We start from the raw sequence: 14,002 nt of genomic DNA on the forward strand, positions 1-14,002 counted from the left end.
AGGTTTTTAGAGGTGCCCTTCCGTTAAACGGTATGTGCGCGGCCTCAAGAGGGTCGATCCCGAACGATACGATCGGCTGGAATTTCTGCAATGTGCGTTGGAAGCAATGGCGTCTCCGACAAACTTTCCGGACTCATCGTTCTTTGCTCAATTTCAGTTTCTCACAATGGGAAAGTTTTTTAACGGCGTGTTCGCGCCTTAGGGCTGCGGACATTGACCTGAAAGATTCGGCGTGAACTATCCTTCTGACCCCGCGACGGGTATATTTTGCGCCCCTTCCCTCTTGGTGTTTTTTGAACCTCGCTTTGATATCGTTCGTTATCCCTGTGTAGAGGCTCTTGTCTGAGCATTCAAGGATGTAAAGATGCCATTTAGACATAGAGATCGACTCAATATTGTTGATATTTGGGGGGCAATATGCAAGGGTCCCCCGGTCCAATGTTCAAAACCATTCTCATATGTATCTTGATCTACTACGTTTTCAGGTGGATCCGCCGCATGATCGTCTGCGAGATCTACAAGCGCAAGGCCTCGGCGACGCCACAAAAAGAGATAGTGAGCGAGCTGGTCAAGTGCGACAAGTGTTCCGTTTATGTCAGCAAAAACACCGCCATCTACAAGGACGGTAAATGGACCTGCGCCGACGGCTGTTCCTCAACCTCTCACTGATTTCCAAGTATCAACGGCAATCCGTCCTTGCCGCCCACTACGATTATCTTTGAGTTCTCGCTCTTGGCAAGTTCGCGTGTGGCTTCGATACCACGCAATTTTAAGATATTATCGTTAAGACCACGCGTCACTTCAAGGTTGTAGTCGCTTATACCCTTTGCCTCGATCCTCTTGCGTTCCGCCTCCTGGCTTTCGCGCTGCAGAACGAACTTCATCTGCTCGGCCTGCTGTTCAGCCTCGAGCTTCTTCTCGATAGCGGTCGAAAGTATGTCCGGAAGTTTCACAGCGCGCAAAAGGACCCTTTCGAGGTTTATCCCGCGGCTTTCAAGCATCGGCTTCAACTGGTCGAACATTTGGGTGGCAAGAGCCTCTCTCTCTGCCGTATAGAGAGCTTTTGCCTCGTATCCGGCGGTAACGCCTCTTACCACCGATCTTAACTGGGGAACGACTATTACATTGACATAGTCGGCCCCGACCGATTTATAGACATCCGGTGCGTTCCTTGGATCAAGGCTTATTAAGGCCGAAAGATCGAGGCTTACGATCAAACCTTCCTTTGAAGGAACGCTTGCATCTTCCGTGATCTGTTTTGTCTGGATGCTCATTATGTGAGAACTTAGCAGCGGATTGATGAGATGGATGCCGGCATCGAGCGACGTCTTGCGAACTTTTCCGAAGAGCTCCAACACGCCGATATGACCCGCAGGTATGATAACGATCGCTTTGAACAGCACTACCAGCACTATCACCGCGGCAACGCCGATATATTTGACATTTTTCGGCACGTTGAAGTTAGGAATTCCCTCTGACATATATACCCCCTTGTTTATGGTTTACGTTTACGTATTGACTAGCACGGATATCAGATATTGCAACGTAATACTAACGATAACTCTAATGAAGCGCTAGAACGACACCTCCGGTAAAGGCTTCTTCATATTCTAACGCCGAAAAGCCAGGATTCCTTCTGTGCACCTGCGGTTGTCACAAGGGGCTCCATTTCAACCGCCTCGCTTAAAAGAAGCTGGGTAAAATCCTGACCGGATAACTGTGAAAGCTTCGTGGCCGGGTTCGTAAAGATGGGCGGTTGGACAAGACTTCTGCTTCCGTCATCACAAGCGGAACATAGAGCTGCTACCAAAAAGAGACAAAGTAAATATTTATGCAACCTCATGAACCGCACTTATACTATAAGGCCCCCATCGATATCCAGAAATAAAAATTTATCCGTTAGTAACGGGCTTTATAACGTTGAATTTGTTTCATTACTTGGTTATATTGACATTGGATATGAATTTTTCTCTGATCGACACACAGTCGGGGCTTGACCGGATGACGGAAGATCTTTTCCGCGAGAAGATTATCGCATTCGACATTGAGTGCGCCAGCAACCTGCATCATTATATTAATAGGGTCTGCCTCTTTCAATTCGCCGCCCGCGGCAATGTCTTTGTCGTTGACGTCCTGAAAGATCTGGATCTGACCCATATCAAGCGGATCCTCGAGGACGGAGCCATTGAGATAGTCATGCACGATACCGACTTTGACCTCCGCTCGCTCGACCGTGACTACGGCTGGCGCCCCCACAACCTTTTTGATACCCTTCAAGCCGCCCGGCTTTGCGGACACAAAGAGTTCGGGCTTTCAGCACTCCTTGAAAAACACTTTGGAACGAAGGGCTCAAAGAAATTTCAGCGCGCCGACTGGACCATCCGCCCTCTTCCACGCGACATGCTCGAATACGCCGCTGCTGACGTCATACAACTTGAAGAATTACGTGACCTTCTTGCAAAACAGCTCGAAAAGCTCGGGCGTATGGCGTGGGCACGTGCACGATTTGACCAGTGCGAAGAGAAGCGGTTCCAGCCGGATGAAAGGCCGCTCTTTGCAAGGGTTAAGAAGGCACGTGAGGCATGCAATGGAAGAGAGCTTGCAATAGTGAACGAGTTTTCTCTAACTAGGGACGTGATAGCAAGAGAGCTCGACCTCCCCCATTTCATGGTAATGGGCGACGCAACACTTATAGATCTAGCAAAAGCACGACCGCGAACAATCCCTGAGATCGTTAATCGCCGGGGCCTTCATCCTGCATGCAAAGGAAAATATGCAGGCCTCCTGGTCGAATCCGTATCGAAGGGGCTAAAGGCCCCGGAGCTCAGTTGGCCGCGGTTCAAACATGGCGAGAGACAACACGACTATTCCCCTTCGCTGTTCAATGCGCTAAAAGAGTGGCGCACAAAATATGCCCAGGAACTTACACTAGACCCCGATCTCATCCTTTCCATGAACTCGCTCAGGCAGCTCGCCGGCGGCAAGGATGTTGACGAAGTATTAAGTGCTGAACCGGTGCTGACATGGCGGGGAGAAGATATAAAGTTCTCTCTAACAGAAGTGCTTTCTAAATTCCTTCTGCAAAAACACAAACACCACACATGACTTTGGTTATGGTATCAACTTAGGGGCATCGATAAGGAACTTGATACCGATATAGAAGGCTATCGCAGCAACTAACGATTTGCCGTACCTTTCAAAGGATCTCTTGCACGGCGCCATTATTGTGGCCGCAAGGCCTCTCTTTATGGTCTCGAGCATGAGATAAAATGGCTTCTTAGATACACCCCTGAACTGGACAGAGCAACAAACCGTTAAAGGGATGTTCGCAGACGAAAAGGTTCAAAAGGCCCTACAGGGCGTCTTTGATAACGGAGAGTTCTTAAGGCCCTCAAAGGCAACTTTGCGTAAATCAAGCAACAAGGAGTCCCAACTGGTTGTAGAGTTGACAGAAGGCAAGAACCGGGAGCTTAGTAAGGATCTTTAAAGTCCCTTGGAAACGAGATACAAGGGCTTAAACGTGTAGCTTTTGGCAATTTAACGCTGGACAGGTCGATGCAACCCGGTGAGGTTCGTCACCTTACCAAAAAAGATTTTCCATTTTTATATTTTAAAAATTGCTAATTTTTATAAAATGGCGTACATATCCAAAAAAAGGAGAATACCATGGCAACAGGAACAGTGAAGTTTTTCAACGATGCAAAAGGTTTTGGATTTATCGCGCCCGATGACGGTGGAAAGGACCTCTTCGTCCACTCCACAGCTATTGAGAGCGGACCCATCACACAAGGCGACAAGGTTGAATTTGAAGTAGGCCAAGGCCAAAAAGGTCCCTGCGCTGAAAAAGTAAGAAAAGCATAAGTAAAAGTCTTTACTTTAACCACCCCTAAAGACCGCGTTTATCTTAGCGGCTTTTTTGTCATTGAACGTGGTTTCAATGGGTGCTTGTAGGTTTGCCTTGGAGTCTAGATATTCACCACGCGTTTTAGAAAGTAATGCAGGGCGCAGATCGCAAGGCCGACAAATATGCTCCAGCCAAGTGATGAGAAGAAGTAAGGATATATCATAAGGGCGAGGCCTGTGAGAATGGTAACCGCATCCGAGGTCTTTTTTCCGTACCTTAAAAAGACAAGGCCGACCATGCTTATAAATAGGCCCCACATTATTATGCCGGCGCCTAAGTCTCCCATTTATCGCCTCTTTATGTACTTCGAAATGTCCAGCATCTATCGATCAGAGAATTCTACCTTGCCGGAGTTAAGATAAACGATCTCCTTATTTTTAAGTTTTTGGTGCTTTCATATATGTTCCCCCCTATCCTTTTTCGATGTAGTCGCCGGTTTCGGTGTTGATGACTACCACATCGCCCGGCTTGATGAACATTGGCACCTTAAAGACCGCGTTCGTTTCGACCGTTGCGTCTTTCAGATTTCCGGCCGAACCTTTTGAAGGCGGTTCACAGGAAACCACCGTAAAGCTCATTTTGTCAGGCAGGCGGATGCTTATCGGCTCACCCTCGCAACTTAGCATCAGGATGCTCGCCTCCGGCCTTAAATAAGGGAGCATGTCCCCCAACTGCTCTTCGTGAAGTTCCGTCTGTTCATAGGTGACCGGATCCATAAAATGGTAAATGGCACCGTCCTGATACAGAAAGGTCATTGAACGCTCTTCTGTATCCACCTTTTCTACGGAATCCATCGGACGAAAACGCATATTGTTCTTTATGCCGGTCTTGAGATTACGAAGGTCGGCCTGGATCTGGGCGTTTCCCTTGCCCGGCGTCAGGTGAGTTGCCCTAAGTACCCGATAGATGACTCCATCTATCCTGAGTATGTTCCCCGCCTTGATCTGTGTCGCATTTATCATGATATCACCTTAAAATCGACAAAGCCGCGTTCTACGTCGGCCCTGACCAGTTCTACGCGGAGCTCCTCGCCCACGTCTATATATTTTGAGCCTCTCAAAAGCTTCCCCTCTGCCGGCGGGTCGATAAGACGCACGAACGTGCCTTTATCGGACGCCCCGGTGCAGATGGCGTTGAACGTCTCCCCTACTCTGGATGATAACAACAACGCCGCCGCCGACTTGGCAACGCGCCTCTCTACCTTTACGGAATCATCCTCTTTTTCCGTGCATCTGTTCGCCAGATCCTCCAACTCTTTGGGCCTGTATGGCAGAGGATTGCCGTTTAGCGCCGCCTTTAAGATGCGCTGGGTAATAAGATCCGGATAACGGCGGTTGGGGGCGGTTGAATGGGTGTAATCGGTCACCGCCAGCGCAAAATGACCGATGGGTTTTGCGTTCTTGAACTCAACCACATACTCCCCTTTTCCGATAAGTTTAATGACCGTAAGAGAAAGGTCCGGGAACCTCACGGGGTCGGCCGCCCTTTCTTTATCAAGGAACCTTTCAAGCGCCTCTGAATTGGGGTTTGGCGGAAGCTTAAAACCGTGGTCTGCCGCTATCTCTACTATCCTGTCCCATCTTTTTGGAACGCGAACGACGCGCCTGAAAGAAGGATACCCCTTTGATTTAAGGTATTGCACCGTCACCTCATTGGCCGCTATCATAAAATCTTCGATGAGCTCGTTGGCGCGGTCGCTCTTCTCTACTTTCAGCGAACTTATGGTATCCCTCACAAATATTGGACGCGACTGGATGGTCTCTAGGTCCAGGGCTCCCCTTTCGTATCTGTTCTTTCTGAGGAGCTGGGCAATTCTATCCTGAATGCGGATATTTTCATCGAGCCCTTTTATTTTCATCATCGCCTCCGGCGCCGGGCCCTTACCCGTAAGCCAGAGGGAGATGCTATCATAGGCCAGTTTGGCGTGGTTATGAACCATCGCCTGCACCACGCCTGTGTTCCTTACCTTACCGCGCTCATCGATATCCATCTCGATGACAACGGCCGGACGGTCCTCTTCGAAGTTAAGCGAAGTCAGATCGTTCGAAAGCTTGTTCGGAAGCATCGGAAATATCTCGGCGGCGGTATAGACCGAGGTCGTGTTGTGGCAGGCGTGGTCGTCGAGCGCGCTCCCCTTTTTGACCAGCGAATCTACATCGGCAATGGCAACCCTGATCCTTATCATCCCTTTATGTATCTTTTCGGCAACGGAGAGCTGATCGAGGTCCAGAGAATCGTCGTTGTCAATAGAACACCAAGGTAATTGCCTCAGGTCCTGAACCCTTCTTCCGGCCAGTTCCGGGGCCTTATGTATCCTTAGGAGCTCCTGTTTCACCCGGTGAGAGAACTCCGGGAGCATGTTCTTGCCTATCATGGTCTGACAGGCTATCTCTTGCAAAAGGGTTCGGTTGCTCGGGGTCTCCTCGCCCGATTTAACCTGCGGTTTTACATGGTGATTAACCGGCGGCCTTCTTTTATATCTTTTCATGGGCGCGATCGTAATATATTTGGCAAAAAAATGCTACGATTATCCGGTTTTTATTTTGACATAAATACCAGCAAAGTTGTATCGTTCGCAAAATAAGGAGACAACTTATGAACGAAATGGCCATTTCTTCAACCGCGGTATTAGCTGAGCAACAGAGGTTCATTACAAAGGTCTACGGCTGGATGTGCTTTGCGCTTGTCGTGACGGCTTCGGTCGCCATGTTCGTTGCCGCCTCGCCGGCGCTTGCAAATGTTATCTTAGACAATCAGATCCTCTTCTTCGGTCTCCTTATAGGAGAGATAGTCCTGGTCGGATATCTGGCGGTTGCCGCTTCAAAGATGAGGGCATCTACCGCAACGGCCGTTTTTATCGGTTACTCCGCCCTGAACGGCCTTACCCTTTCCGTCATCTTCCTGGCCTTTACCGCAGAATCGATCGCATCGACATTCTTTGTGACCGCCGGAACGTTCGGCTTTATGAGCTTTTACGGCTATGTAACAAAGACCGATCTGACAAGAATAGGCAACATGGCCTTCATGGGGCTCATAGGCGTGATAATCGCATCGGTTGTTAACATATTCTTTAAGAGCCCAATGCTTTACTGGATCACCACCTACGTAGGAATTGCCGTCTTTGTCGGCCTCACCGCTTATGACACCCAGAAGATCAAACAGATGAACATTATCGGCAACGAAAATACCGAAGAGGATAAAAAAGAAGCTATCCTGGGCGCATTGACGCTCTATCTTGACTTCATCAATCTGTTCCTGATGCTCCTTAGGCTTTTTGGACGCAGGAAATAGGAGGAAAATAAAATGGATTGGTTATGTTTATTCGTAGCGGGTCTTTTGGAAGTGGCCTGGCCCATAGGCTTTAAATATTCCAAGGGTTTTACAAAAATATTACCCACCATCCCCACGATGCTCGCCCTGATCTTAAGTTTTGCTCTTCTTGCAAAGGCATCAAAGACGCTCCCCATAGGGACAGCTTACGCGGTCTGGACCGGCATCGGGGTGTTTGGAACGGCGATCTTCGGCATAATCCTTTTCGGAGAATCCTACGACCTCCTCAGGATCTGCTGCATTTTTCTGATATTCGTAGGGATAGTCGGCCTTAAGATAACGGCCGCGAGTTAATATTTTTCCACCTTAACCGGACGCATGTTTATCTAAGTCTCGCGTCCCCGTAAATATCCGGTAGTAAGTTGTGACCCTATTTCACCGTGTACCTAAAGAAAATCGATGGCATCTCTCCGACAACTTCTTTTATGCGACCCACATGGAGGAGGTCGAATTTGTTTCCCGCATGCCATTCACCGATCTTGACATCTTGGTAGATGATATGGTCCTTTATGAACGCATCCACTTTTCCGTAATCCGCAACCTCCTGGTTGGAGGGTCAGGCTTCGCTAATTCGTTTATTCATTTGAGTCCCCTTTCGCTTCGCCACACGGGACTCATTGACGTAGAAAAAATCCCGTCGGCCTGAAAGACCGACGGGATTTTTAACGGCGATGAGCAGGAGACGAGGGTCGAACTCGCGACTTTCACGTTGGCAATAGGATTTAGGGTGTAACGGCAAATCGTTGAATATCAAGGTTTTGGCAGTAATAACAAACAATTAGTTCACTTCCGGATGTCAGAGAATTACGGACGATTTCGGGGGCTTTTTGACAGTATTGACCCCACGGTTGACCCCAAAAGAATGGGAATTGATTTAAAAAACGGGCAAACTAAAAACCATCAACGAAGCCGATCGGCAACATTATTGGCAGTGTATTAAGCGGTGGCGGAGGCGGAAGTGGTGGCAGAGGTGCAATTTTAGGGATTCGAGGTAGAGGTGGAATTGTTAATCGGTTATTCAAAACATAATAATTATTACTTATTTGTTTTAACTGGCCTCTAAAGTTTCCGTCTCTACCCCACACAATACTATTTTCAATCCATCCAAGATATTCACCATCTCGCGAAAAAATATTATTATTATGCACGAAGCCGATGTAATTACCGTTAGATCTAAATATAAACATGTTATTCATTACTTTTTCTCGTCTTTAGGAAACTCTTTGTATTCTGGGATATAGCATGCTGGGACAGCATAGCCAATTCCCAATTGAACATTATTAATTATAGCTCTATAAATTTCAACCAAATCTAACCCATGCAAAGATACTGCACCTGCCTGCATCTTTTCTACCTTTTCAAGCAAATCAGAACGTTCTCGCCTTTTGGCATTTACGATTCCAATGACTTCACCGCATAAATTCATAAGGGGGCATCCACTATTGCCCGAATTAACGGTACCATCGATTAAATAATTCTTTATACCAGTCACATCTTCTGTAATTGCAGAAACAATGCCTTGATGTGTTGTAAGCTCCGATAAATTTAAAGGATAACCTGAAAAAATTACCCTTTCTCCCTCTATGATAGATTTTGCGCTAGCATCCGGCAGAGGTGATCTAACATTATCTTCGAATTTTAACAATGCAAGGTCATGCTCTTCATCTCTAAGAATTATCTTAGCGCCTATCCACTCCGAATTCGGGAACTTAATAAAAACAGAATTGGCACTTTTAACAACATGATTACAAGTAACCAAAATCCCCATTTTAATGAACACGAAGCCAGAGCCAGTGCCCAAAATATTATTCTTAGAATCTAAAACAGCCACAATTGCCACGCTGTTTTTAATCCTCTTGATCACCTCACACAGGTCATCCATGATTTTTCACTACTATGAGAATAGTGATTAGTAAACAGTTATTTAGAACCCGCCTTTACTGCGGCCACAAGTCGTTTTCCCACAATTCGGTTTCCTTAACCCGCTCGTCCCATTTTGTGCGGGCCATTTCAAGTGCAACATCCGTTGCCCATTTCTTATCGAGATATTTAAGTTGGTCATACTGCGGTCTTGGAATAGGCGAAATGCAACCTCCTTTGCCAACGAGAGCTCCCACAAAGTTAGCTACGAGATAAATTGCCTTACAACAGTCATCCAGCTTTTTGAGTGTGAGTTTATCTTGATCGTCTGTCAGGTGTTGACGGTTATCAGGATCAGCCGCATGCGCGATAAATTTATTAGTGTAAGTGTCAACATCCTCGCAAACGGCCAACCTGTTTCTTAATGCAGTCAGCAACTCCGGTCGGACAAGGTCGGAGCGGTTTCGCATATCTTTCTTAATTCCTGAAAGCTTATCAAAACTTTTGTGAAACATATCTGACTTTCCCCACGCATCTGGTCCCTCACTTGGAATACAGCCCGCTGAATTTCTAGGCGTCTCTAGCCAACGAAGATAGACTTCTTGATAATCGTAGGGGAGTCCATTATTGCTAACATATATTTCTCGGGTTATCAGTTCTCTTTGAGAAATAAGCTCATCAACTAATGCGCGCAGAGACACAACCGCACGATCAGGACGGCCCCATTGCGGCTCGATTAGACGCCTGATGGTCATTGCTTGCACACATGCAAAACCGGCGTCAAAAACGCCTATCACGGGGCCATTAAAACCCACAACCTCCGATGGCGATTCCGATGCAGACTTTCGAAGTTCATTGACCATGCGAAAAACAGAGTCTCTCCAAAAGAGACTGAAGATTTGTTTCGAGATTGAATGGATATCTTCACCATCAAGCCATGTTCGCCACTTTGTGACGATGTCTCTGTAATCCTGGAGTTGTTTTTTATTTTTAACGTCACATTGTTCTACTGCATATGTAAACATGCGTCTTTGCTATCATAACTTTACAAGAATATGAAGAGTGAAATGGAATAAGCCGAATACCACTTTTATACTATTTTGGGAGGTTTTGAGAAAAAAGACAAAAGTTGCTTTTCGCTTTAGAATATGAGCAGTTATGGGCTCATTACAGGTTGTAAATAAAATCATGGTTAGGAGAAAAGTCACCCCTTAAAGAAAGTCGATTTTGGGGGGACTTGGAAGGGATGGAATGAGACTCCTTGATAACGAAATTCGTGACATCGTCAAATATCTTGAGGCCGGCAAACCATTGCCAGATCACTATCGGTTCATGCTCTTTGGGGATAAACAAGAAGTAGAGCTCGTTTGGAACGGAAAAACTGGTGAGATCTGCAATGTAGTGCTTCCGTTTCAAACTATCGAACAGGTTGACGAGCCAAGAGTGGAAACAGGGACGCAAAGGGGAGAATCGCAACTTTCATTCTTTGATACAAGGGGACGACAACTTAGTGGATGGGCTAACAAGCTGATTTGGGGCGATAATAAACTCATCCTGTCCAGCCTTAAGAATGGTCCACTTCGCAAAGAAATAGAAGATCAAGGCGGGATTAAACTCATCTATATTGATCCGCCATTTGATGTTGGAGCGGATTTTTCTATCAACATTGAAATTGGTGACGAACAGTTCACGAAGGCCCCTTCAGTCCTTGAAGAGCTTGCCTATCGAGATACGTGGGGAAAAGGAACTGATAGTTTTATAGTGATGATCTATGAGCGTTTAAGCTTAATGCGCGACTTATTAGCTGACAATGGTAGCATTTATGTTCACTGCGATTGGAGGGTTAATAGCTATATAAGGCTTGTCCTTGATGATTTGTTTCCGAAATTTGAAAATCAAATATGCTGGAAAAGATCGGCAATAGCATCAAATGTAAATAAGCAATTCCGAAATAGTCACGACATTATCTATTTCTACTCAAAGACAGGTAACAACGTATTCAACGTCCAATACGCGCAGTATTCTGAATCATCTAAGAATCATTACAATAAAGAAGATGAAAAAGGCATATATCGCACTGTTCCATTAATGGCTAGCGGACGAACAGCAGGTATCAGCGGACAGCCGTGGAAAGGTGTGGATGTTTCAAGTCGAGGTAAAAATGGAATGCATTGGCTGAAATCACCTGATGAATTAGAACGATTAGATAAAGAGAGTTTAATATATTGGAATTCGCAGGGCGTCCCTGAATTAAAATATTATCAACATGAAGCCAAAGGAGTGTTTGTTTCTGATTTTTGGGAAGACATTAATGTCATTAATTCAATGGCTGAAGAGTCCGTAGGTTACCCAACCCAAAAACCTGAAGCTCTGCTTGAAAGAATTATAAAAGCTTCTTCTAATGAAGGTGATATTGTAGCCGATTTTTTCTGTGGTGCTGGCACTGCGCTTGCTGTAGCCGAAAAATTTGGTCGAAAATGGGTCGGCTCAGATCTTGGAAAATTTGCTATTCATACCACTCGCAAAAGGATGATTGCAGTTCAACGACAATTAAAAACTCAAGGTAGCAATTATCGGGCATTTGAGTTGTTAAATCTCGGTAAATATGAACGACAGTATTACATTGGTGCTAATGAGAATCTTAGAGACGAAGAAAAAAGAAAACAACTTGAGCAAAAAGAAAGAGAATTTGTAGAGTTGATCTTACACGCCTACCGAGCCGAGGCAGTTACTGGCTTTAAGACTTTTACAGGCAAAAAAACTTCGCGTCTTGTGGCAATCGGCCCTATTAACCTTCCGGTCACGCGTGATTTTATCAACGAGATCATCAAGGAGTGTCTAGATAAGCACTTAACAAAGGTTGATGTGTTGGCCTTTGAATTTGAAATGGGTTTATTCCCCAATATTCAGGAAGAGGCCAAGTCTAAAGGTATTGATCTTGCTCTTAAGCATATTCCACGCGAAGTGTTTGACAAAAAAGCAGTGGAAAAGAATCAGGTGGTTTTTCACGATGTCTCTTTTATAGAAGTCAAACCGTATTTCAAGAAAACATCAGTTGCTGTGGAATTGACTGATTTTGGCGTTTATTACACCCAAGATTCTATAGACAATGTTGCGGAATCCCTTAAAAATGGGGCCAATAAAATTGCGTTGGAGGCTGGAAAGATCATTAAGGTCAGCAAGGATAAGAGCGGCGTTGTAACTCGTGACGTGCTCACAAAGAAATGGACCGATTGGATCGACTATTGGGCTGTTGATTTCGATTTTGAGAGCAAAAAAGAGATCATCCGCGTTCAAGACGATAGTGGTGAATGGGTTGAAAAGTGGACTGGTGATTATATATTTGAGAACGAATGGCAGTCATTCAGAACCAAGAAGAACCGTTCTCTTGAAATGAAGAGCGTGTTCTTTGAATATCCCAAGAAGGGTCGCTACAAAATCGCTGTGAAAGTCGTCGATATTTTCGGAAATGATACAATGAAAATTATTGAGGTGGGGGTTTAAAAATATGGGCACATCGTTCGATGACAATAAAAATAAAATTATCGAAATATTAAGGAGTCGTATATCCAACTTTGAGTGTCCTTTTTGTAAACAAAAAGAATTTGTTCTGGCGGGAGGATATTTTGCCCACGATTTACAACAGGATCTTAAAAGCAGACAAATGGGTGGCTTAAATATCCCCACGATACCATTGATTTGCAAGCATTGTGGGTATGTTTCAGAGTTTGCTATCGGGGCACTGGGTCTTCTTGAACAACAGGAGAAGAAATAACCATGTCCACTCCTGAAGATAAAAATATTATCATTGATTCATCTTCTGAAGCCTCAAAACCATATGAGTATCCAAAATCGCCTGATCTAAAAGTGAGCGGTTCAGATTTAACTCTTGAATTGATCAAATTTAAAAGCGCCATTATGAATCGGGTGACTATCCCCTTAATCGCGGCCATAATATCACTTTGGGCTCCTTTTGTTACTTCCGACTTTAAACCTCTCTTAGGTTACTCTTCTACTGAAATTAGAGCCGGTTATTTTGTGTTTGCATGCGTGATAACTCTTTTTATTGTCAGACCGATATTTATTACAATTGCAAGATGGATACCGTGGGTTCCGTGTTACAAACGAAGATTTAAACAGTGGATTAGCGACAATGAATGTGATCCGGAAACAAAAACCAGAGTTATCATGCAAAAATGTTTCCCTGATAAGGAAAAATAATATTATGGCCCTTCATCCTAAATTTCCAAGTTCACCCTATGCAGTTCTTGATCCAGAGCTACGCTGGTTTCCGGCTGATGAGGCATTGCGTGAAAAGGATTATGGAAAGTTGCTTCCGCCTCTCGTGGCCAAGCTACGCAAAGAAGTTAAGGTGTGGCGTGACTCAGGATATGCTGGTGCGAGCTCAACAAGTATCGCGCTTCTCAATTGGTGGTTTAAACACGATCATTTCCTGTCCGCAAAAGACGGCACAACGTTTAAGTTCCAGTATTACTTTGCACAACGAGAAGCCATAGAATCACTGATTTATGTTTATGAAGTTGTAAAAGCTAAGGACAAGTATGATCTGATGCGCTTTGATAGCTCCGGAATCTTAACTGCCAGCATGTTCTCTGAAAATTGGCGGCGCTACGTCATCAAAATGGCCACGGGTAGCGGTAAAACGAAGGTAATGAGCCTAGTTCTCGCTTGGTGTTATTATCACAAGCTGTATGAAGATGAATCAAGGCTCGCCAGAAATTTTCTAATCATAGCACCTAATATCATAGTGTTGGAAAGGTTGAGAAATGATTTTGACGGTTTGAAGATATTTTTTCAAGACCCTGTCTTACCCGATAACGGATATCCCTCTCTGCCTATACTGATGAGACAAAAAGGTGTATTGTATTGAAACTCACAAAGTAGGGC

At 45.2% G+C, this 14,002-nt stretch carries 17 protein-coding genes; 9 read left to right on the forward strand and 8 right to left on the reverse strand.

From position 1 onward, the window contains the following. Positions 1 to 133 precede the first annotated feature (133 nt). Positions 134 to 379 (reverse strand): hypothetical protein, encoded by a 246-nt coding sequence (locus tag COV46_01290; protein ID PIR18134.1) that lies wholly within the window; start codon positions 377 to 379, stop codon positions 134 to 136. Between the two features lie 59 nt (positions 380 to 438). Here COV46_01290 and COV46_01295 point away from each other — a divergent pair, with 59 nt between their 5' ends. Continuing rightward, on the forward strand, positions 439 to 669 hold the full coding sequence (locus tag COV46_01295; protein PIR18135.1) for a hypothetical protein: 231 nt from the start codon (positions 439 to 441) through the stop codon (positions 667 to 669). On the opposite strand, the gene COV46_01300 is transcribed toward COV46_01295, so the two are convergent. Both COV46_01300 and COV46_01305 read right to left on the reverse strand, forming a co-directional pair. Continuing rightward, positions 663 to 1,481 carry a membrane protease subunit, stomatin/prohibitin gene (locus COV46_01300; GenBank protein ID PIR18136.1) on the reverse strand — a complete coding sequence of 273 codons (819 nt, stop codon included), beginning with the start codon at positions 1,479 to 1,481 and terminating at the stop codon, positions 663 to 665. The two genes, COV46_01295 and COV46_01300, sit on opposite strands and share 7 nt — an antisense overlap. 122 nt (positions 1,482 to 1,603) lie before the next feature. Continuing rightward, positions 1,604 to 1,843, reverse strand: a complete 240-nt coding sequence (locus COV46_01305) for a hypothetical protein (GenBank protein PIR18137.1) — start codon at positions 1,841 to 1,843, stop codon at positions 1,604 to 1,606. A 116-nt stretch (positions 1,844 to 1,959) separates the two neighbouring features. Between COV46_01305 and COV46_01310 the strand changes: the two genes are divergently transcribed. Further along, the gene (locus COV46_01310; protein PIR18138.1) at positions 1,960 to 3,105 is read left to right on the forward strand and encodes a hypothetical protein; all 1,146 of its coding nucleotides are present in this window, start codon (positions 1,960 to 1,962) and stop codon (positions 3,103 to 3,105) included. Between the two features lie 561 nt (positions 3,106 to 3,666). Beyond that, the gene (locus COV46_01315; GenBank protein ID PIR18139.1) at positions 3,667 to 3,861 is read left to right on the forward strand and encodes a cold-shock protein; all 195 of its coding nucleotides are present in this window, start codon (positions 3,667 to 3,669) and stop codon (positions 3,859 to 3,861) included. Positions 3,862 to 3,965: 104 nt separating this feature from the next. On the opposite strand, the gene COV46_01320 is transcribed toward COV46_01315, so the two are convergent. The 3 genes from COV46_01320 to COV46_01330 form a co-directional block, all read right to left on the reverse strand. Then, complete coding sequence (locus COV46_01320) at positions 3,966 to 4,190, reverse strand: hypothetical protein (protein PIR18140.1); 225 nt, start codon at positions 4,188 to 4,190, stop codon at positions 3,966 to 3,968. Positions 4,191 to 4,314: 124 nt separating this feature from the next. Continuing rightward, the gene (locus tag COV46_01325) at positions 4,315 to 4,866 is read right to left on the reverse strand and encodes an elongation factor P (protein ID PIR18141.1); all 552 of its coding nucleotides are present in this window, start codon (positions 4,864 to 4,866) and stop codon (positions 4,315 to 4,317) included. After that, the gene (locus COV46_01330; protein PIR18142.1) at positions 4,863 to 6,392 is read right to left on the reverse strand and encodes a ribonuclease II; all 1,530 of its coding nucleotides are present in this window, start codon (positions 6,390 to 6,392) and stop codon (positions 4,863 to 4,865) included. The genes COV46_01325 and COV46_01330 overlap by 4 nt, the downstream gene beginning before the upstream one ends. A gap of 107 nt (positions 6,393 to 6,499) precedes the next feature. Here COV46_01330 and COV46_01335 point away from each other — a divergent pair, with 107 nt between their 5' ends. Both COV46_01335 and COV46_01340 read left to right on the forward strand, forming a co-directional pair. After that, positions 6,500 to 7,195, forward strand: a complete 696-nt coding sequence (locus COV46_01335; protein PIR18143.1) for a hypothetical protein — start codon at positions 6,500 to 6,502, stop codon at positions 7,193 to 7,195. Between the two features lie 12 nt (positions 7,196 to 7,207). Then, positions 7,208 to 7,528 (forward strand): quaternary ammonium compound-resistance protein SugE, encoded by a 321-nt coding sequence (locus tag COV46_01340; GenBank protein ID PIR18144.1) that lies wholly within the window; start codon positions 7,208 to 7,210, stop codon positions 7,526 to 7,528. Positions 7,529 to 8,429: 901 nt separating this feature from the next. Here COV46_01340 and COV46_01345 read toward each other — a convergent pair. Both COV46_01345 and COV46_01350 read right to left on the reverse strand, forming a co-directional pair. Then, positions 8,430 to 9,116, reverse strand: coding sequence for a hypothetical protein (locus COV46_01345; GenBank protein ID PIR18145.1), 687 nt, complete (start codon positions 9,114 to 9,116; stop codon positions 8,430 to 8,432). A gap of 55 nt (positions 9,117 to 9,171) precedes the next feature. After that, a complete protein-coding gene (locus tag COV46_01350; protein ID PIR18146.1) occupies positions 9,172 to 10,119 on the reverse strand; it encodes a hypothetical protein in 948 nt (315 codons plus the stop codon). A 226-nt stretch (positions 10,120 to 10,345) separates the two neighbouring features. Here COV46_01350 and COV46_01355 point away from each other — a divergent pair, with 226 nt between their 5' ends. The 4 genes from COV46_01355 to COV46_01370 are packed head-to-tail and all read left to right on the forward strand — an operon-like array spanning position 10,346 to position 13,985. Beyond that, a complete protein-coding gene (locus COV46_01355) occupies positions 10,346 to 12,598 on the forward strand; it encodes a site-specific DNA-methyltransferase (protein ID PIR18147.1) in 2,253 nt (750 codons plus the stop codon). Between the two features lie 4 nt (positions 12,599 to 12,602). Then, complete coding sequence (locus COV46_01360) at positions 12,603 to 12,869, forward strand: hypothetical protein (GenBank protein PIR18148.1); 267 nt, start codon at positions 12,603 to 12,605, stop codon at positions 12,867 to 12,869. A 2-nt stretch (positions 12,870 to 12,871) separates the two neighbouring features. Beyond that, positions 12,872 to 13,315, forward strand: a complete 444-nt coding sequence (locus COV46_01365) for a hypothetical protein (protein ID PIR18149.1) — start codon at positions 12,872 to 12,874, stop codon at positions 13,313 to 13,315. 4 nt (positions 13,316 to 13,319) lie between these two features. Then, the gene (locus COV46_01370; GenBank protein PIR18150.1) at positions 13,320 to 13,985 is read left to right on the forward strand and encodes a hypothetical protein; all 666 of its coding nucleotides are present in this window, start codon (positions 13,320 to 13,322) and stop codon (positions 13,983 to 13,985) included. The last annotated feature ends 17 nt before the right edge of the window (positions 13,986 to 14,002 follow it).

Source organism: Deltaproteobacteria bacterium CG11_big_fil_rev_8_21_14_0_20_49_13 (assembly GCA_002796305.1).
Taxonomy (GTDB): domain Bacteria; phylum UBA10199; class UBA10199.

Coding starts and splice junctions, on each gene's coding strand:
- COV46_01305 (PIR18137.1), bottom strand. CDS start 1,843: ATGAGGTTGCATAAATATTTACTTTGTCTCTTTTTGGTAGCAGCTCTA.
- COV46_01335 (PIR18143.1), top strand. CDS start 6,500: ATGAACGAAATGGCCATTTCTTCAACCGCGGTATTAGCTGAGCAACAG.
- COV46_01360 (PIR18148.1), top strand. CDS start 12,603: ATGGGCACATCGTTCGATGACAATAAAAATAAAATTATCGAAATATTA.
- COV46_01365 (PIR18149.1), top strand. CDS start 12,872: ATGTCCACTCCTGAAGATAAAAATATTATCATTGATTCATCTTCTGAA.
- COV46_01330 (PIR18142.1), bottom strand. CDS start 6,392: ATGAAAAGATATAAAAGAAGGCCGCCGGTTAATCACCATGTAAAACCG.
- COV46_01340 (PIR18144.1), top strand. CDS start 7,208: ATGGATTGGTTATGTTTATTCGTAGCGGGTCTTTTGGAAGTGGCCTGG.
- COV46_01350 (PIR18146.1), bottom strand. CDS start 10,119: ATGTTTACATATGCAGTAGAACAATGTGACGTTAAAAATAAAAAACAA.
- COV46_01315 (PIR18139.1), top strand. CDS start 3,667: ATGGCAACAGGAACAGTGAAGTTTTTCAACGATGCAAAAGGTTTTGGA.
- COV46_01345 (PIR18145.1), bottom strand. CDS start 9,116: ATGGATGACCTGTGTGAGGTGATCAAGAGGATTAAAAACAGCGTGGCA.
- COV46_01290 (PIR18134.1), bottom strand. CDS start 379: ATGTCTAAATGGCATCTTTACATCCTTGAATGCTCAGACAAGAGCCTC.
- COV46_01370 (PIR18150.1), top strand. CDS start 13,320: ATGGCCCTTCATCCTAAATTTCCAAGTTCACCCTATGCAGTTCTTGAT.
- COV46_01355 (PIR18147.1), top strand. CDS start 10,346: ATGAGACTCCTTGATAACGAAATTCGTGACATCGTCAAATATCTTGAG.
- COV46_01295 (PIR18135.1), top strand. CDS start 439: ATGTTCAAAACCATTCTCATATGTATCTTGATCTACTACGTTTTCAGG.
- COV46_01310 (PIR18138.1), top strand. CDS start 1,960: ATGAATTTTTCTCTGATCGACACACAGTCGGGGCTTGACCGGATGACG.
- COV46_01325 (PIR18141.1), bottom strand. CDS start 4,866: ATGATAAATGCGACACAGATCAAGGCGGGGAACATACTCAGGATAGAT.
- COV46_01300 (PIR18136.1), bottom strand. CDS start 1,481: ATGTCAGAGGGAATTCCTAACTTCAACGTGCCGAAAAATGTCAAATAT.
- COV46_01320 (PIR18140.1), bottom strand. CDS start 4,190: ATGGGAGACTTAGGCGCCGGCATAATAATGTGGGGCCTATTTATAAGC.